We start from the raw sequence: 19,545 nt of genomic DNA on the forward strand, positions 1-19,545 counted from the left end.
ATTAATAATATATTTTTATTTTAATTGTTTTAATTGTTTATTTTTTTGTTTATGTCATTAATAATATAGTTAATCCATCCAGATAGGCTTGTATATATGAGCTTAATGAAAAAAGATTTTAATCAACGTTTAGTCAAAGAAATTACAATCATATTAATAATTAAGATTGTTCTTTTACTGACAATTAAACATATCTGGTTTGACGCCCCTACTATCCCTAAAAATTTTGACAATCAAGTTGCCGAGCGTATCGCTGGCACAAATTCCCAAATCAAGGAGACACGTTGATGATTTCTGAAAGCGTGGTCGATCTTTCGCGGTTCCAGTTCGCTATGACCGCAATGTATCACTTCATTTTTGTCCCTCTGACTTTAGGCCTTGCTTTTCTTCTTGCCATTATGGAAACGACATATGTCATTTCTGGTAAAGAAATTTATAAAGATATGACTAAGTTCTGGGGAAAACTTTTCGGTATCAACTTTGCTTTAGGTGTAACGACTGGTCTGACTATGGAATTCCAGTTTGGTACTAACTGGGCTTACTATTCACACTATGTAGGTGACATTTTTGGTGCGCCACTAGCGATTGAAGGTCTAATGGCTTTCTTTTTAGAATCGACTTTTATTGGTTTGTTCTTCTTCGGCTGGAATCGTTTATCAAAAGTACAGCATCTTGGTGTGACATGGTTAGTTGCTATTGGTTCAAATATGTCCGCACTATGGATTTTGGTCGCAAATGGCTGGATGCAAAACCCTGTCGGTGCTGCATTTAACTATGAAACCATGCGTATGGAACTGACCGATTTCGCAGCGCTTATTTTTAACCCTGTCGCTCAGGTTAAATTTGTACATACTGTTTCGGCAGGCTATGTCACTGGTGCGATCTTTGTATTAGCGATTTCTAGTTATTACCTGTTGAAAAAACGTGACTTGCCATTTGCCCGTCGCTCTTTCGCCATTGCTGCTATTTTTGGTTTAGCTTCTACATTATCGGTTATTTTACTAGGTGATGAATCTGGCTATGAATTAGGCGATGTCCAAAAAGCAAAACTTGCCGCTATTGAATCCGAATGGGAAACTCAACCAGCACCCGCCAGTTTTACTCTATTTGGTATCCCAAATCAGCAAGAAATGCGCACTGATTATGCGATTAAAATTCCTTACGCATTAGGTCTAATTGCAACACGTTCAACCGATCAGCAAGTCACTGGTATTACCGACTTGATGAAAGAACATGAACTACGCATTCGTAATGGTATGGTGGCGTATAGCGAGCTTGAGAAACTTCGTGCAGGCGATAAATCTCCAGATTTGCTTAACTCATTTAAAGAAAACCAGAAAGATTTAGGCTACGGTTTATTATTGAAAAAATATACCGAAAATGTCACTGATGCGACTGAAGCCAATATTCAATCTGCTGTAAAAGACAGTATTCCGAACGTTCCTGCTTTATTCTTTACGTTCCGTATCATGGTTGCTTGTGGCTTCCTCATGCTCTTGCTCTTCATCTTGGCGGCATGGTCTGTGGCTAAACGCAATGCTGAAGATAAACCGTGGTTACTTAAGTTTGCTTTGTTTGCTTTGCCATTACCGTGGATTGCGGCTCAAACTGGCTGGTATGTAGCAGAAGGTGGTCGTCAACCTTGGACGATCGGTGAAGTATTACCTACTCACCTCTCAGCATCTAGTTTAAGTACTGGAGATGTATGGGGCTCAATCATTGCACTTGCAGCGTTCTACACAGTACTGCTCATTATTGAAATGTATCTAATGATCAAGTTTGCACGCTTAGGTCCAAGCTCACTTCATACTGGTAAATACCATTTTGAAAAACAAGAGAACTCGAATTTGGTCGCTGAGGAGGCTCAATCATGATCGAATATGAACTCCTAAAAATAATTTGGTGGGTCTTGGTCGGGGTACTCCTGATCGGGCTTGCCCTAACTGACGGCTTCGACATGGGTGCCATGATTTTGATGCCTTTCGTCGGTAAGACTGATAATGAACGTCGCGTAGCAATTAATACGATTGCTCCGCACTGGGATGGTAATCAGGTCTGGTTAATTACTGCGGGTGGTGCAATTTTTGCAGCATGGCCAATGGTTTATGCGGTCGCTTTCTCGGGGATGTATTGGGCCTTATTGCTCGTTCTGTTTGGACTTTTTCTAAGACCTGTTGGTTTTGATTATCGATCTAAACTTGAAAATACCAAATGGCGTAACTCTTGGGATTGGGGACTTTGTATTGGTAGTTTTGTTCCAGCACTTGTATTTGGTGTAGCATTCGGCAACATGCTGGTTGGTGTACCTTTTAGTCTGGATGAAACTGTCCGTTCTCACTATGACGGTAATTTCTTTGGCTTACTTAACCCATTCTCTGTGGTATGTGGTCTAGTGAGTGTTGCTATGTTGTGTGCCCACGGTGGAGCTTGGCTCATGCTGCGTACAGATGCTGCGCTACATCGCCGTGCGGCTAAAGCAACTCAAATTATGTCTGTTGTATACCTTATTTGCTTTATTGCTGCTGGTGCTTGGCTTTATTTTGGTAACATTGAAGGTTATACCTTGGTACAACCTTTTGATACCAACGGTGTTGCAAATCCTTTAGCAAAAGAAGTAGTGACCAATGCGAATCACGGTTGGCTAAACAACTATAGCCAATATCCAATCACTATGGTTGCACCTATTGTGGGTATTCTTGGTGGTCTGATTGCTTTATTTGCTTCGAGTAAAAATAAAGCAGGATTAAGCTTTCTTGGGTCTGCTTTAGCGATTGTTGGAACTATTTTAACTGCTGGTTTTGCATTATTTCCGTTCCTTATGCCATCTAGTATCAGCCCTGTTTCAAGTCTTACTATGTGGGATGCTGTTTCAAGTCATAAAACACTAGGTGTCATGACCGTTGCTGCATGTATTTTTGTACCAATCGTATTAAGTTATACCTTCTGGTGCTACTATAAAATGTGGGGTGTCATTACCAATAAAGACATTCAAGCTAATTCACATAGTTTGTACTAAGGTCACGAGGAGAAATATATGTGGTATTTCGCATGGATTCTTGGAATATTGATGGCTTGTTTTGCAGGTGTTCTAAGCGCTCTTTATATTGAGCATCATCAAAATTTAGATGAGGAATAACATTATGGCTGAAGCAGTGACAACAGTAAAAAGAAGTAAAGCGCAGACCATTGCGATGGTAATTTCATTTTTGTTGGCATTGCCACTTGCAGCTGTATTGTTGGTCCATCCTGGCATGATGCTAGATGCAAACGGACACTACAATCACAGTGTTCTTATGCTGGTTATGCTAGGAATTTCAGGCGGCTTTATTCATGGTGTAGGCTACATTCCCCAATTTTGGTTGTGGAAATGGTTATTTAGTCCTTACATCTCATGGCCACTGATGTTGATTGGTTATTATCTATGGTTTGTTAAATAATAGTCACTCAATAAAAAACCTCCGAAATTTCGGAGGTTTTTTTATGCTTAAGATTTATCTTAATTTGACTGCCCTGCTAGCCACGCCATAAATTTTTGGCGTTCTGTTTTTGAAGATTTTTGCCATAACTCAACCAATTGTTGATCGTTGCTTTTAACTGCATTCGAAGCTTGAGGGTTGATCACTGTGGTTGGAACAGCAACGCTTTCTTTAGCCACTACAGTTTGAGTTGCATATACGGGTGCAGGTTGATTTGCTGGTGCAGATTTAGTTTGAGTTAAATCATAAGCTTTGCCAAAAAGCCCTCTGTTAAACCAAGGCTTAGCTTCTGTATTGGCACCTGTTTGCTGAACAAGTAATTGGTGATTTGCATTATAAAGACCAATTGTTGGTTGTTCAGCGTATTTTTTTGCATCTTCAAAATTTGACGGCGCATTAACCAAATCTAGTTGATAAGTTGCTCCATCTTTTAGGGGTGGCGTTTTTAACGTTACTATTCCAGATTTAACAATATCGTGCTCACCATCTAAATGCTGAAAAAATTCCTGATAACGAACACTAATACTGATTTCGCCAGCATCAACTTTGTAATCATTTTCTTTTTTACGCAATAACCCTGAATTCACCTCTTGGTCATTGACCGCCAATATTACGATTTCCTCTGGAGCCGTAATCGTCGCAGCTGCAAAAACAGAGCTACTTAAACATAAACTTAATGCGGCGAGTGTGAATTTTGAAGTCATTGTCGGATTTCTCTACATTTTTTTAAACCATGAGCACTATGCAGCGCAGTTGTGACAATTTTATGACAAATATTTCAAATATATGACTAAGCTATTAAATTTTATAATAATATTTAAATACTTAGTCATCAGGTGTATGCATCAATGCTAAACATAACTTCCAATACATCCTCATAAAAAAGAGCGCGTAAACGCGCTCTTGATGTTTAAAAGAATATTAAAGCTTAGTTAAAGGTTTTAAAACGCTCATCATCGCTCATAAAATCTTTATCGCCCGCTTCTGCTTCAATTGAACCAAAGACCAATTGCGCGCGAAGTTTCCAGTTATGTGGAATACCAAAAGTTGTTGCAACTTCATCATCCACAATTGGATTGTAGTGTTGAAGTGACGCACCGACATTATGTTCTGCCAATGCTGTCCACGCTGCAAATTGTGCAATCGCAGTTGAGTGTTCAGACCAAACTGGGAAGTTATCAGCATACAATGCAAATTGTTCTTGTAAACCTTTAATCACAGCTTGGTCTTCATAGAATAGCGCTGTGCCAAAACCCGCAGAGAAACTATCAAGCTTGCCACTTGTCGCGGCAAAAGCAGCTTCAGGAACAATTTTTCTTAAAGTTTCACGTACAATTTCCCAAAATTTATGATGCGAATCACCAAATAGAATCACTACACGTGAAGATTGTGAGTTGAATGAAGATGGACTGTGTTTTACAGCATCTTTAATGATTTGCTCAATCTCAGCTTGTTCTAATGCAACATTTTTTCCGATTGCATAGATACTGCGACGATTTTTAATTTTATCTAAGAACGATGTCATTTGTTATGTCCTGTGTACATTTGACCTAATCGGTCGTGATCTGGAATGATGATTAGTTTATGCAACTCTTATGGCGTCTTCATTACTAATTTTATTACATAACCCGAATCGCGGATAAGCAATTGACTTGAAAAATAAGGGGACTAGAGCCATCAGTTGAGTTACCACACCAAACCTAAAGCTCTAGCCCTGATGAACCGTACCGGGTTTGTCGGAGGGTCAATATTCTGAGAGACTATTCCGATGAAAAAACCAAACTATACCCCCGAAATTAGAGAAAGAGCGGTTCAATTACTAATTGAATCTGAAAAAGATTATCCTTCTACTTGGGCAGCAATCACAGCTATTGCACCTAAGATTGGTTGTACTCCTGAAACATTGCGTGTTTGGTATTTAAAGCATATGGATCAACTAAATCCTGCCAAAGTACAACAGATATCTGACCAAGAAAAAATGAAGCAAATGGAACGTGAAATTAAAGAATTAAAACGTGCCAATGAAATTCTACGTAAAGCAGCCGCTTTTTTCGCCCAGGCGGAGCTCGACCGCCCACACAAATAATGGTGGATTTTATCCATAACAATAAAGATCGATATGGTGTTGAAGCGATTTGTAGAATTTTACCGATTGCAGCTTCGACCTATTATCGGGCTTTAGATCTCGTTGATAACCCAGAACATCGAGCGAAACGTGCTCAGCATGATTTACATCATGCAGAACAAATCAAACGTATTTGGAAAGAAAGTTCAGGTCGATATGGTGTACGTAAAGTCTGGCAAAAATTGAAACGTGAAGGCTATGTTATTGCACGTTGTACAGTTGCTCGATTGATGCAGAAGCTAGATATACAAGGTGTTTGGCGTGGTAAGAACAAACAAACTACCCGCAGCCGAGATGATCAAAAACGAGCAGATGATTTAGTGAAACGGAATTTTAGTGCTGATCGACCTGACCAATTATGGGTCAGTGACTTTACGTATATTCAAACCAATTCTGGCTGGGTCTACACTGCATTTATTATTGATGTGTTCTCGCGAGCAATTGTTGGATGGAAAGTATCTACACGGATGAATACAGATATGGTGCTCGATGCATTGGAGCAAGCATTGCACGATCGAGGCATGCCAAAGAATGTAATTCATCATTCCGATAGAGGTGTTCAATATCTTTCTATTCGCTATACCAATCGTTTAGAAGCAGCAAATTTACGAGCATCAGTCGGTACGACAGGTGATTCATACGATAATGCTTTGGCTGAAACGGTGAATGGCTTATACAAAACAGAGGTGATTGAATATTTAAAAGCAGATTGGCAAGGTTTAGCGGATGTACAACTTGCGACATTAAATTGGGTAGATTGGTTCAACAAAAAGCGTGTACACAGTGCACTGGGTTATGTATCGCCTTTTGAGTTTGAAGCAATGTACTATGATAAGATTAATCCGTTAGGTCAGGTGGCCTAACTTAAATAAAAAAGTCTCCGACAAACCCGGTACGGTTCATGATGTTCAATAGTACGGGACTGTTCTAAATTTTGTGTAAGTACTTAATTTTCATTTATCCTTCAGAGGATAATTACAAAAGGTACTTCACATGGATGAAGCAACAATCAAAAGTATGGCTGCTGAATTGGCTAAGGGTCTAAAAACACCAGAAGACTTAAACCAAATGACCGCCATATTTAAAAAGTTCATGATCGAAACTGCACTCAATACAGAGCTTTCAGATCATCTTGGTTATGAAAAGCATCAGCCGAAAAAAGGCTCAAATAGCCGAAATGGTTTTAGCTCAAAAACTGTTTCAACTCAAGATGGGCAATTGGCTTTAGATATTCCACGTGATCGGGAAGGTTCATTTGAGCCACAAATTATCAAAAAACATCAAACACGCATTACCAGTATGGATGACCAAATTCTTTCCCTGTATGCCAAAGGAATGACCAATAGAGAAATTGTCGCATTTTTCAAAGAAATGTACGATGCAGATGTCTCAGCATCACTTATAAGCAAAGTGACCGATGCTGTGATTGAGCAAGTGACTGAGTGGCAAAATAGAGCATTAGATAGTCTGTATCCAGTCGTCTATCTCGACTGTATTGTTGTAAAAGTCCGTCAACACTCCAATGTGATTAACAAGTCTGTATACCTTGCTTTGGGCATCAATATGGATGGGCAAAAAGAATTACTCGGTATGTGGATTGCTCAGACAGAGGGTGCCAAATTCTGGCTATCCGTCATGACAGAACTCAAAAATCGAGGGGTACAGGACATTCTTGTTGCCTGTGTAGATGGGTTAAAAGGCTTTCCTGATGCCATTGCCTCTGTTTATCCTCATACGGACATTCAGCTGTGTATCGTGCATGTTGTACGCAATAGCCTGAGATTTGTAAGCTGGAAAGACTACAAGGCTGTTACAGCTGGTCTAAAAGCGATCTATCAAGCAAGTACAGAAGAAAATGCCTTAAAATCTCTAGATATCTTCTGTGATCAATGGAATCATCAATATCCGAAAATTGGAGAATCCTGGAGAGCCAATTGGGAAAATATCCGTACAATATTTAGCTATCCAGCTGAAATACGTCATGCGATTTATACAACCAATGCAATTGAATCGTTGAATAGCGTAATTCGCCATTCAACCAAGAAGCGAAAGATCTTCTCGTCAGATGATTCAGTCAAAAAAGTCATTTACTTAGCAACAACCAATGCTGCTAAGAAATGGACAATGCCAATTCAAAATTGGCGTTTAGCAATGAATTGGTTTACGATTCAGTTCGATGATCGATTAAAAGATCATTTATAAAAAATAGAACTTACACAAAATAATTTACAGGCTCAATAGTACCGAATTATTCTGCATCATTGATGATTTCTTTCTTAAATTTGAAGCAACTTATTGGAAGTTTCTCAAACAAAGTCGTCGCTCTGTAAGAATTCGACCAGCCCAGCTGAGTCTCTCAGAAATACATTTTATCGCCATTTGGTATAAGTGTTCTCATTTCAACAATTTCAAAGCTTTCTTTTCATGGTTGAAGCAGGATAAAAATCATTTATTTAAACGCTTACCCTGTTACCAAAGGATGATTCACCTGATCAATATGCATCAATTAGCTCTACATGCTTTACATGTCGCTTTGATGAAAGGTGAATACAAACAATATTTATGGATTGATTCAACGACTCTGCCTGTCTGTAAAAATCAGCGTATTCAGCGTCATAAATCATTAGCCAAGATTGCATCTCGCGGTAAAAGTTCAATGGGATGGTTTTATGGCTGTAAGTTACATATCGTGATGAATCAATTCGGTGAGATCGTTAGCTCAGGCTTATCTAATGGGCATGTTGCTGACATAAAAATGGTTGAACAATTGGTTGAAGGCTTAGACGCAAAGCTTTATGCGGATCGTGGCTATATCAGTCAAAATTTAAAAAGCAGGTTAAAAGATCAAGGGGTTGATTTGATTACTTACCATAGAAAGAACATGCAGGCTATTCAACTCTGTTCATCAGATAAATATCATTTAAAACAACGCAATAAGATAGAAACGTTATTCAGCTTATTGAAAGGACAATACAATTTAGTGACGAGTAAAGCACGTAGTATTCATGGATTTCTTAGCGGAATTTATGCATCGTTATGTGCATATCAATTAACTCATCGGAATAAGCCAACAATTCAAGTTATGGAATCATTAGCTTAAGCAGGATTCGGGTTACATACTGTTTTATTTTTAGAACAGTTTCATGCTTTAGCGCGTCATCAAAACAAAAAACTCCACACGAAGTGGAGTTTCAAAGTTTAGATCAGATTATTTATCGGTTTCAAATAATGCTGCCACAAAAGATTTGGCTGAAAATGGACGTAAATCATCAATTTTTTCACCCACACCAATGAAACGAATAGGTACATGAGTACGACTGGCGATATTAAAAAGCACTCCACCTTTCGCTGTACCATCCAGTTTAGTAATGGTAATTCCTGTTAAACCAACTGCCTGATCAAATTCCTGAACCTGATTGATGGCATTTTGTCCTGTGCCCGCATCTACCACCAGCATAATTTCATGCGGTGCAGTCGCATCAATTTTCTGCATTACGCGCTTAACTTTCTTAAGCTCTTCCATCAGGTTACTTTTATTATGCAAACGACCTGCTGTATCGGCAATTAATACATCAATTCCTTTCGCGCGTGCACTTTCAAAAGCATCAAAAATCACCGATGCACTATCTGCACCATGCCCTTGTGCCACTACTGGAATATTATTGCGCTCACCCCAGATTTGTAACTGTTCAGTCGCCGCAGCACGGAAGGTATCTCCTGCTGCTAGCATGACTTTTTTACCTTCGCCTTGTAAACGCTTGGCTAATTTACCAATGGTTGTGGTTTTACCTACACCATTTACGCCCACCATTAAAATCACATAAGGTGTTTTATTTGGGTCGATATGTAAAGGTTTAACTCTTGGTGCAAGCAAAGCCACCAGTTCTTCCTGCAACGCTTTATAAAGTGAATGTGAATAGATCAAATCACCACGCGCAGTACGCTCAGTCAAATTGGTAATAATGGTTTTGGTGGCGTCTACGCCAATGTCAGAAACCAATAATTGCTCTTCAACTTCCTCTAAAAGCTCATCATCGATCTCTTTACCGCCAATCAGGATGTTGACCATACCATCAGCCAAATTACGGCGAGTTTTGGTCAATCCATCTTTCATACGGCTAAAGAAGCCACCTTTAGATTGGGTCTCAGCCGAACTTTGCTCAGTATCTTCAAGATCATAGGTTTCAGATTTAACAGCAGCAGGTAAAGCGGATTCTTGTGTTTTTACAGCATCATCAATAATTGGAACATTGACAGCAGGTAAGTTTGGTAATGTGACATCGTCATCGCCAATGTCAGCATCAATCAAGAATTTATTTTGCATATTCGATTGCTGTTGCATACCGATTCCCTTGAAAAGCAGCGGGTTAAAAAACAAAGAGTTTAGCACAGATTCTCTGTATTGCCTGAGCTTATTCAAACTGCTTTTAAAGTGCAATTAGCCCTGAAAATGATTGGTATTGCAAGGTGTTTTGCGATCATCCAGATAAAGAAACTTCACTAAAACACAACAGGATATTCTTGAGTTTAAACGTTATTTTTTTAAAAATAGATTGAAATATGAGAAATACCTATGGACGGCTTGTGTTCAAATCGTTACGACAATGTCTTAAACTCCCTGTACTTCATTTTTCTTTAATTTTCTTAACGCTGACTACAAGTCATGCAGAAACACAAAGCCAACTTGGACGCACTACTTTTGAAACCACACTCACCAATGGTTTGAAAGTGATTATTCGGGAAGATCATCGTGCCCCGATTGCAATTAGTCAAATTTGGTATGCAGTCGGTAGCAGTGACGAATCAGGCAATATTTTAGGGGTATCTCATGCGCTTGAACATATGATGTTTAAAGGAACAACTAAAGTTCCTGATAATGAGTTTACCCGTTTAAGCCGCATTTATGGTGGTCGAGTCAATGCGGCCACTTCGAGCAATTATACCAATTATTATCAACTTTATCCCAAAGCTTATCTACCTATGGCTTTGGAACTTGAAGCAGATCGGATGACCCATCTGGTATTACGTCAAAGCGATTTTTCAACTGAAATGAATGTGGTCATGGAAGAACGTCGTCAACGTACCGACGATAATCCTCGCGCGCTCGCATTTGAACGTTTTAAATGGCTGGCTTTCCCCACCAGTCATGCACGGCAACCTGTAATTGGTTATATGAAAAATCTGCAAAACATTCAGTTAGAAGACCTTAAACAATGGTACAAAACTTGGTATAGCCCTAATCATGCCACCTTAGTGATTATTGGTGATGTGGATGCAGAGGCAACGCTCAAACAGGTTCAAAAGTATTTCGGACAGATTCCCAAACAGGTTTCAGGCGAGCGTAATGACGTGTTGGAATTTGATCGTGTGGGCTATCGACACATGGAAGTTGAATTGCCTGTCCATGTAGCGAATTTGTATATGGCCTGGAATGTTCGTTCTATCAAGACCGCCAAAAATCCGCAAGATGCCTATGCACTAACAATTATTCAGGCACTTTTGGATGGCAATATTTCTTCACGTTTGCAACAAAAACTGGTACGTGACAAAAAAATTCTTAGCTCGATAAGTATCAATTATGATCCTTATAATCGTGGTGACAGTTTATTTACAATTACCGCCTTGCCTGCGGATGGGATCAGTCTCTCATCTGCTCAAGAAGCCATTCAAAAAGAAATAGATTCCCTTAAAACTGAACTGATTGAACCCGTTGAACTAGAGCGTGTCACCAATAACTTTGTTTCCAATCTGATCTATAGCCAAGACGATATTATTGGTCAGGCACATATGATTGGATTACTTGAAGTTAATGGTTTGAGTTATCGGCTGGTGGATAATTTGCCTGAACATTATCAGACGGTAACACCACAAGATATTCAACGAGTAGCTAATGCTTATTTTGTTAAAAGCAATCTCACCACTTTATACCTAGAACCAGAACAAGAAAAATAAAGGATTAATAATGAACAATACCCTACTCGTGCTCATATTGACATCCCTGCTCTCTAGTCCAGCCTTTGCAGATATTGTGGATCAAAGTGTTGCTGAACAAGATGATCCGTCTCAACTAAAATCCATTTCACAACTGAGTAGTCTCAAAAATATTTCAAAAAGTACTGCTGAACAAGCACCTTATGTGCATGATCTAAAAAATGCCAATCAAGTGCGAACACTATTTGTTGAATCACAAGCATTGCCGATTGTGGATATACAACTCACCTTTAATGCGGGTTCGGCACAAGATGAGCGTATAGGCAAAGGTTTATTTGGTATTGCCAATATGGCTGCCAATCTGATGACTGAAGGAACCGAAAACTATACTGCTGCCCAAATCGCCAATACCTTTGAACAACTCGGTGCACAATTTAGTGTCAAAGCATATCGAGATATGTTTGTCGTGCGTTTACGAGTGATGTCAGATCCCCAAAAAATGCAGTCCGCTATCAACCTCATGCTAGAAGTACTTAATCACGCAACATTTAATCCATCCAGCTTAAATCTTATATATAGCAATACGCAAGTTGGTCAACGCCAGCTGCAAGAAAATCCAAATCGTTTAATTGATATTAAACTTTATCGTACTTTATATGGAACACACCCCTATGCAGAACCAATCACGGGAACTCATGCCAGCATTCGTAAGATTACTCCTGCATTGCTCAAACAGTTTCGCCAAGAGTTACTGGTCGCACAAAATATGAATATCGCAATGACAGGACAACTCACCACACAACAAGCCAGTGATCTCAGCATTAAAATCATTCAATCCTTACCCCAAGGGCATGCTGCTCCACCGCTTGTTCAACCCAAGCTACAGCAGGGCTTTAACATTCAGCACATTCCTTATCAGTCCACACAAAGCTATGTCACGATGGGACATTTGGGTGTAAGTCGAAATGATCCAGATCAGCTAGCTCTAGAACTTGCCAATCAAATGCTAGGTGGTTCAGGATTTAACTCATTGCTCATGAAAGAGCTTCGGGTAAAACGTGGTTATACTTATGGCGCATATAGTACATTTAGCTTTACGCAGACAAGCGGCATTTTTAGTTTAAACTATTCAACTCAACAAGATCAGCTGATGGATAGTATTCGGGTTGCACATCAAACTTTGCTTGATTTTGTCAAACAACCTATCGATAAAAAACAGCTTGAAGAAACACGAAGTGGAATGTTACTGGCTTTTCCAATGACCTATAGCAGCAATGCCAATATTAATGCACAACTTGGCTCCATTGGTTTTTATGGATTACCCTCAGATTATTTATCGAAGTATCCAGAACAGCTCCGTAAATTGACAGCACAAGATGTACAACGGGCAATTAGAACACACATTCACCCTGATAACCTTACAGTCATTATTGCCAGTGAAAAGCTAGATAAAGAACAATTATTAAAAGATCTTCAAAATCATTTAGAACCGATTAAGCCTGTACAGATTGACCCACAGATTATTCATCCTCTAAAGCCATCGCAGGATAGTGCCGAGCCTTTGCATTCTCAAACTGATACGCCCGCATCAATTTAAAATATTTCGCGCGGTTAATCGTCTGTTCATGCAATAACCGACGTGCCATTTTTTGGGTTTCTGGGTTATTGGCCATGTCGGATAAATTTACGACAATTTGATATTGTGGATGAGAAATAGGACGTTGTAATGCAATAAAAGCCAACAGTAACATCGCAATAATCATGATGGCGACGATACTGTTGTAAATGCGATCTAATTTGATTTCATTTACAAATTTTAAAAAATTATATTTTGATATGAGCATACCTTACCTCGAATGAATGTAGTGTATGGCTCATTTCAGTTACACACAAGTCAAAGTGCCTCATTCTCCTAACAAAATAGAAGATTAGGTACTTTGACATCCGAACAAATAATAAAAGTTAGCTGATTAACGCACGAATAACGGCAAAATATAAAATAAAGGCAATAATCGCCAAAACAATCAAAATAGCGAAATAACTCAAACCTGTTTCTGCATCTGCTGGATGCAAATCTTCTTCATCCGCCAAACGCAATAATTCACCATCATAGACGCGATAAAACCATGCCTTGGTTTGCGGATCAAGCTGTTGGGTAAAATCATGCACACGCTTACGCTGTGCCAGACAGTAATCACCTAAATGAATCTCTTGATGAAATATGGCCTCATCAAGTTGTTTGCGATGATATTGTGCCAAAGCCACAATTTGAGACTCATCTGGAGGAACTTCAAAATTAAAACCATCGACCGTTGTTAGCATGTTGTTCTCCTTGTCATGTCATATTTAATTGTTATATTGATTTTACTAAAAAATATTTTTGTTGAATGTTTAATCATGTAAGCTTGTAATTCGGGCAACACGCCCCATTTATTACTTGACTTATCACGCTTATTGTAATATTAGTTTAACAATCAACTGCTAAATTAGTTTTGCGAGGCAAGTAAGCCGAGTTGATGTGATCATAATTACAACTATAAGGAGTTTTTAATATGATTCAACAAATTTCTCATCATGACTTAGAACATGTGTACGCATCTGCGGTCAATACAATTCAATCACAGATGAACTTTCAAGACGCTGTGAAGCAGCTTGAAGATGCAGCACGTGCAGGACACGGTAAAGCAGCGATGTTTCTGGCTGAACTTTACTACCAAGGCTTTCGTGTAGAACGAGATTCATTGAAAGCACAATACTGGCAACGAATGGCCACCATGCAAGCATAATCAAACGTCACCTAGGTGGCGTTTTTTAATGCCGCTGTAAAACTTTATTACGATTTAAAGCAAACGAGTAACTGAAATTAAGTATTTATTTTTTATAATAAACACGAATTTAAATCGCAGCAAAACCATGAAAACCTACACACAGTTAAATCCTGTATCTAAAGACTTGATAATTAAAATTTCTATTTTAAAAACCATGATGTATTGCGGCGCACTTTGGGGTTTATACCATCAAGGCTGGGCAATTAAATCAGATCAAGATGATTTTGTTTTTCCTTTTTGGCTCAATGGTGTGCAAGCACATCGTTACGCTAAAAAACACTGGCCAAATTATGTTCCCAAAAAAATTACGCCCCAAGATTTTCAGGAGTCTTTATTACCTACATTGACCCGTTTAAATGTTACGCCTGCTTTGTTTAATTCGAATCAACGCAAATTTAAATTATCGACACAACAAATGCGACATTTTTTCTTTGCACCCGCATCGAATTTAAAAATTGCATAAAATAATGTGTATTGAGTTTTAATCGGTAAAACTCAATACAAAACGCCAACGCCATTTGGCAAAATATTATTCATTTATACTTTCAAAGGCTTTGCATTTTCTTCAAATCGCGCTAAGTTAATTTAAAATGATAACACTCGCCAGAGGGACATAAAAGATGACAAACGTTGCTCAAGTTATACAAGATAAAGCTGAACAAGCCATTTATACTGTTTCGCCAGACGCAACCGTACTTGAAGCAATTTCGATCATGGCAGAAAAAGGGATTGGAGCTTTAGTTGTCACTCAAGATAATGAAGTCGTTGGAATCTTGTCTGAACGTGATTACACCCGCAAAGTTGCCCTGATGGAACGCTCCTCTTATGATACGACGGTGAGTGAAATTATGACCGCAAAGGTTTTAACTATTTCACGTTCAAATACAGTTGAAGAATGTTTACAACTGATGACAGACCGACATTTACGTCATTTACCTGTGGTTGAAGAGAATAAGTTGGTTGGACTCATCTCCATTGGTGATTTAGTTAAAGCAGCGATGCAAGATCAAAAAAACTTGATTGATCAATTACAGCAGTATATTTCGGGTTAAATAGCCTTAAATAAAGCAGGCATCTTTATCAGATGCCTTTTTTTGAATGCTTAACTGCCCTATTTCCAAACTGACCTGTACTTCGATTTCACCCATTTGCAAATACCGCTTCGCTAAATACGTGCTGTCTGTAATACCTTTGATGAGACATGATTCGATACTCAAATGAAATGCATCACATCAGCTCTCACGCGACCACTACAATTTTTCGCCACTTATACAATTTTCACCGAATTAAATTGTCCCGATGACCTTTATTTGGATTAAGATAGCCCATCGGTATCGTTTCATCTTTTGATTAGGTCTTGTTATGTCACAGGCGAATGCCAATTTTACAAAAAATTCTCCCAATACAGAGAATAAAGTGAATGACTCAGGTCAACTAAAAGAATTTCGCACTCCTCCGCATAACCTTGCCATTGAACAAGCAGTACTAGCAGCGCTGATGACCGTTGCTGAATCATTTGAACAAGTGGGTGATTTACTCAAAGAAAGTGATTTTTATGCAACTCGTCATAAATATATTTTCCGTGCTATTGAGAAACTGGCACAAGAAAACTCACCTTATGATGCAGTATTGGTCAATGACTGGTTGGTGAAGCAAAATTTACTCGATGCCATTGGCGGTGAAGAATACCTGATGCAGCTTATGGCGGACTCCCCGTCGAGTTTTTACAATCTGGAAACTTATGCAGGCAAAATTAAAGAGTTTTCTACACTGCGTAGTATGATTAAAGTCAGTACTGATATTTTGCAAAATGCTTATGACACTAAGGGTCGTGCAGTCAGTGAAATTTTGGATTTGGCTGAAACCAACATTTTTTCATTGGCAGAACAACACAATAACAATAAGAAAGACGCGGGACCAAAATCGATTAGCTCAGTGACTGCTGATGTTATTAGTAAACTCGATGAGCTTTCTAAACTTGATGGCAATATCACAGGTCTAACGACTGGATTCTTAGAACTTGATAATAAAACCTATGGGATGCAGGCAGGAGATCTCATCATTGTTGCCGCACGTCCTTCAATGGGTAAAACCACTTTTGCCATGAACTTAGTCGAAAGTGTTTTATTCAATAGTAATTTGCCTGCACTGGTTTATTCGATGGAAATGCCTGCTGATTCCATCGCAATGCGTTTGATTTCCTCCTATGGCAAAGTGCACCAAGGGCATTTACGTTCAGGCAAACTGGATGGCGATGAATGGTCGAAAGTCACAGGTACGATCTTGCAGCTTCAGGAAAAACATCTCTATATTGATGATTCCTCTGCACTCCCGCCGACGGAAGTACGCTCCCGCGCACGACGTATTGCTAAAATGCATGATGGTAAAATTGGCTGCATCATGGTCGACTATTTGCAATTGATGAAAGTTCCAGGTATGGGTGATAACCGTGTAGGCGAGATTTCAGAAATTTCGCGAAGTTTAAAAGCACTGGCTAAGGAAATGAATTGTCCTGTTATAGCACTGTCTCAGTTAAACCGTAGTCTGGAAAATCGTCCCAACAAACGTCCTGTCATGTCTGACTTACGTGAATCGGGTGCGATCGAGCAGGATGCCGATTTGATCATGTTTATCTATCGGGATGAAGTCTACAATAAAGAATCTAAAGAAGCTGGTACTGCCGAAATTATTATTGGTAAACAGCGTAACGGCCCGATTGGAACAGTCCGTTTGGCTTTTGAAGGTCAATATACCCGCTTTAGTAACCTCTCACCTGAGTATTACAGTCAGTATGATGATGAGGAATAAGGTCTTAATTATTTATCCTCTTTAAAATTTTTCCATGTCGTCCCAAAGGAGAAATCAGGGTGCGCCAAGCAACAGTTTATATTGATAGCGCTGCGCTGCAATATAATTTAAACCGTGTCAAACAACTTGCACCAAACTCAAAAATCGTGAGTATGGTCAAAGCCAATGCTTATGGACATGGAGTCAAAGACTGTTTAGCAGCCTTAAATAACACCGATGCTTTCGGTGTTGCCACTCTGGAAGAAGCACTCGAGCTTCGTGCTCAAGGCTCAAAGCATCCGATTACCCTCATTGAAGGTATTTTCAATGCCAATGAAATGCATGCTGTTTTACAACATCAACTTGAATGTGTCGTACATCAGCAGCAGCAAGTAGAATGGTTATTACAATATAAAGCTGAATATATTCAACAAGGCTTAAAAGTCTGGATCAAACTCAATAGTGGAATGAACCGTTTAGGTTTTAAAATAGATGAAATTATTGATGTCATCACACATTTGAAAACTGAAGGTTTCCATTGTGTACTTGCAATGCATTTTGCCAATGCCGATGTTCCAGAACATCCAATGAATCAGCAACAAATTCAACAACTACTCACCATTAAAGAAAGCTGTGCGCCAATTGAGGTTTCATGCTGCAATTCAGCTGCAATTTTTAACTGGCCAGAACTTCATTTTGATTATGTACGTCCCGGCATCATGCTGTATGGCGCTAGTCCTTTTGCAGACAAAACTGTACATGAGCTGGATTTAAAACCAGTCATGACCTTTACTGCCCGAATCATTGCGCTTAACCATATTCAAGCAGGTGATTCAGTCGGTTATGGCTCATGGTTTACCGCCGACGAAGCAATGGATATTGCCATTGTTTCAATTGGCTATGGGGATGGCTATCCACGCGCTTATATTAAACAAAACTACGTTGCAGTGAATGGACGTCTTACACGAGTAATCGGACGTGTTAGCATGGATATGATCGCGATTGATGTGACGGGATTAAATGTATCGTTAGATCATGAAGTTGAGCTGTGGGGGCAACATCGTTTGGTTGACGACGTTGCCGAAGCGAATGGAACGATTGGTTACGAGTTACTTTGCCGTTTAAGCAACCGACCGATTCGCCGAAAAATTGAAAATTAAATCAGATCAACCCATGTTTAACCATGGGTTTCTGCTTGTACATCTTTTAAAATTTCGAGCAAACGTTCTAGCGAAGTTGGATTAAGTAGATATGGATTAAAAGTGTTGCTCCCGAGCTCAGCAAAAAAACTTTTTACTTCACTACGTTTACGCACATATTTCATCGACCAGTCTTTAAAGTTGGCGTGTTCAGCACTTCTTTCATCAAGAACATGAAAATGTGAATGACGCGGATCTTTCTTTATAGAATCCAGTAACTTCAAAACTTGTTGCTGTTCGCCCTCAAGACATTGAAAAAAATAGTTATCCGCAAAATATAAAACACCTTGTATTTTGTGAATATAATTGAAATGCATCGCAGTTGAAAGAATTTCTCTCAGATCAACCATAAGTTGCTCATGCGATGAGGTGGTTTGACTTGCATAACAAATTTGATAATTCATAATTATATTTCTTTATCTGTTAATAAATTAATTATGCCTGCCGTTTTCAATTATTCCAAATAATCCTCTGAAGGTTTTGGAATTTCATGCAAACCTGCACGCAGTATTTCCGACCATTGTTTACTGATTTTTTGAAAATACTCATCATCTTGAGTAACACGTTTACCTTTTGGCATTTCCAGACTATCAATATGATACACCAATACATCAAGCGGCAATCCCACTGACACATTCGAACGTAAGGTAGAATCGAATGAAAGTAGGCTACAACGCAGTGCTTCATCCAAAGGCATATCATAAGTTAAAGCACGATCTAGTATTGGTTTACCGTACTTGCTTTCACCAATCTGAAAAAAAGGTGTGTCTTTAGTTGCACAAATAAAATTCCCTTGTGGATAGATATTATAAAGTTGATGCTCTCCTTCCCCAATTTGACCACCCACAGTCAAACTACAGTAGTAATTACTTTGTTCAAGCGTATCTTCGGTCACATCTTCAATGACTTTGCGCAAAGTTCGCCCGACCAATTGGGCAACTTCAAACATGGTATTTACAGTGTATAGATTGGGTTGTTCCTGTAATTCAAGCTGATTTCGCAAATGACCGATCACAGCCTGTGTTGTTGCCAGATTACCCGCTGTTTGAATCGCAATAAAGCGCTCTTTTAATTTCCCAAAAGTGTAAAGTTTTCGAAAAACTGAAATCTGATCTACACCCGCATTGGTCCTCGTATCACTAATGAAGACCAAGCCATCTTTAAGCCGTAAAGCACAACAATAAGTCATTTTTTTCATT

Annotated in this window: 23 protein-coding genes and 1 other annotated feature; of the genes, 15 read left to right on the forward strand and 8 right to left on the reverse strand. The window is 39.0% G+C overall.

Features of this window, described 5'->3' with window-relative positions; all coding sequences use genetic code 11:
- Positions 1 to 96 precede the first annotated feature (96 nt).
- From cydP to EGS47_RS16595, 5 genes are read left to right on the forward strand one after another with little or no spacing between them, the layout of a single operon-like run.
- Positions 97 to 288 carry a cytochrome oxidase putative small subunit CydP gene (gene cydP / locus EGS47_RS16575; RefSeq protein WP_004989285.1) on the forward strand — a complete coding sequence of 64 codons (192 nt, stop codon included), beginning with the start codon at positions 97 to 99 and terminating at the stop codon, positions 286 to 288.
- Positions 288 to 1,874, forward strand: a complete 1,587-nt coding sequence (locus EGS47_RS16580; RefSeq protein ID WP_004989287.1) for a cytochrome ubiquinol oxidase subunit I — start codon at positions 288 to 290, stop codon at positions 1,872 to 1,874. Before cydP ends, EGS47_RS16580 begins: the two co-directional genes overlap by 1 nt.
- Positions 1,871 to 3,016, forward strand: coding sequence for a cytochrome d ubiquinol oxidase subunit II (cydB, locus tag EGS47_RS16585; RefSeq protein WP_005004082.1), 1,146 nt, complete (start codon positions 1,871 to 1,873; stop codon positions 3,014 to 3,016). The genes EGS47_RS16580 and cydB overlap by 4 nt, the downstream gene beginning before the upstream one ends.
- A gap of 18 nt (positions 3,017 to 3,034) precedes the next feature.
- Positions 3,035 to 3,136 carry a cytochrome bd-I oxidase subunit CydX gene (gene cydX, locus EGS47_RS16590; protein WP_000270276.1) on the forward strand — a complete coding sequence of 34 codons (102 nt, stop codon included), beginning with the start codon at positions 3,035 to 3,037 and terminating at the stop codon, positions 3,134 to 3,136.
- Between the two features lie 4 nt (positions 3,137 to 3,140).
- Positions 3,141 to 3,437 (forward strand): cyd operon YbgE family protein, encoded by a 297-nt coding sequence (locus tag EGS47_RS16595; RefSeq protein WP_004989293.1) that lies wholly within the window; start codon positions 3,141 to 3,143, stop codon positions 3,435 to 3,437.
- A gap of 59 nt (positions 3,438 to 3,496) precedes the next feature.
- Here EGS47_RS16595 and EGS47_RS16600 read toward each other — a convergent pair whose 3' ends face one another.
- Both EGS47_RS16600 and EGS47_RS16605 read right to left on the reverse strand, forming a co-directional pair.
- On the reverse strand, positions 3,497 to 4,180 hold the full coding sequence (locus EGS47_RS16600) for a DUF2057 family protein (protein ID WP_004997457.1): 684 nt from the start codon (positions 4,178 to 4,180) through the stop codon (positions 3,497 to 3,499).
- A 224-nt stretch (positions 4,181 to 4,404) separates the two neighbouring features.
- On the reverse strand, positions 4,405 to 5,001 hold the full coding sequence (locus EGS47_RS16605) for a nitroreductase family protein (protein WP_004989296.1): 597 nt from the start codon (positions 4,999 to 5,001) through the stop codon (positions 4,405 to 4,407).
- Between the two features lie 243 nt (positions 5,002 to 5,244).
- Here EGS47_RS16605 and EGS47_RS16615 point away from each other — a divergent pair.
- From EGS47_RS16615 to EGS47_RS16625, 3 genes are all read left to right on the forward strand, one after another.
- A protein-coding gene (locus EGS47_RS16615) for an IS3 family transposase (RefSeq protein WP_125269079.1) occupies positions 5,245 to 6,464 on the forward strand; the annotation gives its coding sequence in 2 pieces (ribosomal slippage) (positions 5,245 to 5,521 and positions 5,521 to 6,464; 1,221 coding nt in all).
- Positions 5,520 to 5,636: a sequence feature (AL1L pseudoknot), on the forward strand. (Overlaps the previous gene by 117 nt.)
- Before the next feature lie 130 nt (positions 6,465 to 6,594).
- Entirely contained in the window at positions 6,595 to 7,803 is a 1,209-nt protein-coding gene (locus EGS47_RS16620) for an IS256-like element ISAba26 family transposase (protein WP_004987597.1), read from the forward strand.
- A gap of 22 nt (positions 7,804 to 7,825) precedes the next feature.
- Entirely contained in the window at positions 7,826 to 8,701 is an 876-nt protein-coding gene (locus tag EGS47_RS16625; RefSeq protein WP_125269833.1) for an IS982 family transposase, read from the forward strand.
- A 108-nt stretch (positions 8,702 to 8,809) separates the two neighbouring features.
- Here the strand turns inward: EGS47_RS16625 and ftsY are convergent, their stop codons facing one another.
- Positions 8,810 to 9,943, reverse strand: a complete 1,134-nt coding sequence (gene ftsY, locus EGS47_RS16630; protein ID WP_005004080.1) for a signal recognition particle-docking protein FtsY — start codon at positions 9,941 to 9,943, stop codon at positions 8,810 to 8,812.
- 242 nt (positions 9,944 to 10,185) lie between these two features.
- Here ftsY and EGS47_RS16635 point away from each other — a divergent pair, with 242 nt between their 5' ends.
- Entirely contained in the window at positions 10,186 to 11,553 is a 1,368-nt protein-coding gene (locus EGS47_RS16635; protein ID WP_005004077.1) for a M16 family metallopeptidase, read from the forward strand.
- 10 nt (positions 11,554 to 11,563) lie between these two features.
- Complete coding sequence (locus EGS47_RS16640; protein WP_005004076.1) at positions 11,564 to 13,129, forward strand: insulinase family protein; 1,566 nt, start codon at positions 11,564 to 11,566, stop codon at positions 13,127 to 13,129.
- On the opposite strand, the gene EGS47_RS16645 is transcribed toward EGS47_RS16640, so the two are convergent.
- Both EGS47_RS16645 and EGS47_RS16650 read right to left on the reverse strand, forming a co-directional pair.
- Positions 13,053 to 13,376, reverse strand: a complete 324-nt coding sequence (locus tag EGS47_RS16645) for a hypothetical protein (protein ID WP_005004071.1) — start codon at positions 13,374 to 13,376, stop codon at positions 13,053 to 13,055. The two genes, EGS47_RS16640 and EGS47_RS16645, sit on opposite strands and share 77 nt — an antisense overlap.
- Before the next feature lie 118 nt (positions 13,377 to 13,494).
- On the reverse strand, positions 13,495 to 13,854 hold the full coding sequence (locus EGS47_RS16650; protein WP_004989306.1) for a hypothetical protein: 360 nt from the start codon (positions 13,852 to 13,854) through the stop codon (positions 13,495 to 13,497).
- A gap of 230 nt (positions 13,855 to 14,084) precedes the next feature.
- Here EGS47_RS16650 and EGS47_RS16655 point away from each other — a divergent pair, with 230 nt between their 5' ends.
- The 3 genes from EGS47_RS16655 to EGS47_RS16665 all read left to right on the forward strand — a co-directional run bounded on the left by EGS47_RS16655 (position 14,085) and on the right by EGS47_RS16665 (position 15,412).
- Positions 14,085 to 14,318 carry a hypothetical protein gene (locus tag EGS47_RS16655; RefSeq protein ID WP_004989307.1) on the forward strand — a complete coding sequence of 78 codons (234 nt, stop codon included), beginning with the start codon at positions 14,085 to 14,087 and terminating at the stop codon, positions 14,316 to 14,318.
- A gap of 127 nt (positions 14,319 to 14,445) precedes the next feature.
- Positions 14,446 to 14,823 (forward strand): DUF2750 domain-containing protein, encoded by a 378-nt coding sequence (locus EGS47_RS16660; protein ID WP_004989308.1) that lies wholly within the window; start codon positions 14,446 to 14,448, stop codon positions 14,821 to 14,823.
- Positions 14,824 to 14,980: 157 nt separating this feature from the next.
- Positions 14,981 to 15,412: a CBS domain-containing protein gene (locus EGS47_RS16665; protein WP_004989309.1), complete on the forward strand. Its 432-nt coding sequence runs from the start codon at positions 14,981 to 14,983 to the stop codon at positions 15,410 to 15,412.
- Positions 15,413 to 15,418: 6 nt separating this feature from the next.
- On the opposite strand, the gene EGS47_RS18465 is transcribed toward EGS47_RS16665, so the two are convergent.
- A complete protein-coding gene (locus EGS47_RS18465) occupies positions 15,419 to 15,577 on the reverse strand; it encodes a hypothetical protein (RefSeq protein WP_171455404.1) in 159 nt (52 codons plus the stop codon).
- 145 nt (positions 15,578 to 15,722) lie between these two features.
- Here EGS47_RS18465 and dnaB point away from each other — a divergent pair, with 145 nt between their 5' ends.
- Positions 15,723 to 17,168 (forward strand): replicative DNA helicase, encoded by a 1,446-nt coding sequence (dnaB, locus tag EGS47_RS16670; RefSeq protein WP_004989311.1) that lies wholly within the window; start codon positions 15,723 to 15,725, stop codon positions 17,166 to 17,168.
- A 59-nt stretch (positions 17,169 to 17,227) separates the two neighbouring features.
- On the forward strand, positions 17,228 to 18,307 hold the full coding sequence (gene alr / locus EGS47_RS16675) for an alanine racemase (protein ID WP_005004067.1): 1,080 nt from the start codon (positions 17,228 to 17,230) through the stop codon (positions 18,305 to 18,307).
- 17 nt (positions 18,308 to 18,324) lie between these two features.
- Here the strand turns inward: alr and EGS47_RS16680 are convergent, their stop codons facing one another.
- Both EGS47_RS16680 and EGS47_RS16685 read right to left on the reverse strand, forming a co-directional pair.
- Positions 18,325 to 18,750 carry a BLUF domain-containing protein gene (locus tag EGS47_RS16680; RefSeq protein WP_005004065.1) on the reverse strand — a complete coding sequence of 142 codons (426 nt, stop codon included), beginning with the start codon at positions 18,748 to 18,750 and terminating at the stop codon, positions 18,325 to 18,327.
- 50 nt (positions 18,751 to 18,800) lie between these two features.
- Positions 18,801 to 19,535 carry a proteasome-type protease gene (locus tag EGS47_RS16685; protein WP_004989316.1) on the reverse strand — a complete coding sequence of 245 codons (735 nt, stop codon included), beginning with the start codon at positions 19,533 to 19,535 and terminating at the stop codon, positions 18,801 to 18,803.
- Positions 19,536 to 19,545: the final 10 nt, after the last annotated feature.

Origin of the sequence: Acinetobacter sp. FDAARGOS_515 (assembly GCF_003938865.1) — a bacterium.
In the GTDB taxonomy this organism is placed as follows: domain Bacteria; phylum Pseudomonadota; class Gammaproteobacteria; order Pseudomonadales; family Moraxellaceae; genus Acinetobacter; species Acinetobacter ursingii.

Excerpts from the sequence above, each read along its gene's own strand:
- EGS47_RS16595 (WP_004989293.1), top strand. The coding sequence starts at position 3,141 with ATGGCTGAAGCAGTGACAACAGTAAAAAGAAGTAAAGCGCAGACCATT.
- EGS47_RS16580 (WP_004989287.1), top strand. The coding sequence starts at position 288 with ATGATTTCTGAAAGCGTGGTCGATCTTTCGCGGTTCCAGTTCGCTATG.
- EGS47_RS16685 (WP_004989316.1), bottom strand. The coding sequence starts at position 19,535 with ATGACTTATTGTTGTGCTTTACGGCTTAAAGATGGCTTGGTCTTCATT.
- EGS47_RS16640 (WP_005004076.1), top strand. The coding sequence starts at position 11,564 with ATGAACAATACCCTACTCGTGCTCATATTGACATCCCTGCTCTCTAGT.
- cydB (WP_005004082.1), top strand. The coding sequence starts at position 1,871 with ATGATCGAATATGAACTCCTAAAAATAATTTGGTGGGTCTTGGTCGGG.
- cydP (WP_004989285.1), top strand. The coding sequence starts at position 97 with ATGAGCTTAATGAAAAAAGATTTTAATCAACGTTTAGTCAAAGAAATT.
- EGS47_RS16645 (WP_005004071.1), bottom strand. The coding sequence starts at position 13,376 with ATGCTCATATCAAAATATAATTTTTTAAAATTTGTAAATGAAATCAAA.
- EGS47_RS16665 (WP_004989309.1), top strand. The coding sequence starts at position 14,981 with ATGACAAACGTTGCTCAAGTTATACAAGATAAAGCTGAACAAGCCATT.
- EGS47_RS16655 (WP_004989307.1), top strand. The coding sequence starts at position 14,085 with ATGATTCAACAAATTTCTCATCATGACTTAGAACATGTGTACGCATCT.
- ftsY (WP_005004080.1), bottom strand. The coding sequence starts at position 9,943 with ATGCAACAGCAATCGAATATGCAAAATAAATTCTTGATTGATGCTGAC.
- cydX (WP_000270276.1), top strand. The coding sequence starts at position 3,035 with ATGTGGTATTTCGCATGGATTCTTGGAATATTGATGGCTTGTTTTGCA.
- EGS47_RS16650 (WP_004989306.1), bottom strand. The coding sequence starts at position 13,854 with ATGCTAACAACGGTCGATGGTTTTAATTTTGAAGTTCCTCCAGATGAG.
- dnaB (WP_004989311.1), top strand. The coding sequence starts at position 15,723 with ATGTCACAGGCGAATGCCAATTTTACAAAAAATTCTCCCAATACAGAG.
- EGS47_RS16620 (WP_004987597.1), top strand. The coding sequence starts at position 6,595 with ATGGATGAAGCAACAATCAAAAGTATGGCTGCTGAATTGGCTAAGGGT.
- EGS47_RS16600 (WP_004997457.1), bottom strand. The coding sequence starts at position 4,180 with ATGACTTCAAAATTCACACTCGCCGCATTAAGTTTATGTTTAAGTAGC.
- EGS47_RS16680 (WP_005004065.1), bottom strand. The coding sequence starts at position 18,750 with ATGAATTATCAAATTTGTTATGCAAGTCAAACCACCTCATCGCATGAG.
- EGS47_RS16605 (WP_004989296.1), bottom strand. The coding sequence starts at position 5,001 with ATGACATCGTTCTTAGATAAAATTAAAAATCGTCGCAGTATCTATGCA.
- EGS47_RS16660 (WP_004989308.1), top strand. The coding sequence starts at position 14,446 with ATGAAAACCTACACACAGTTAAATCCTGTATCTAAAGACTTGATAATT.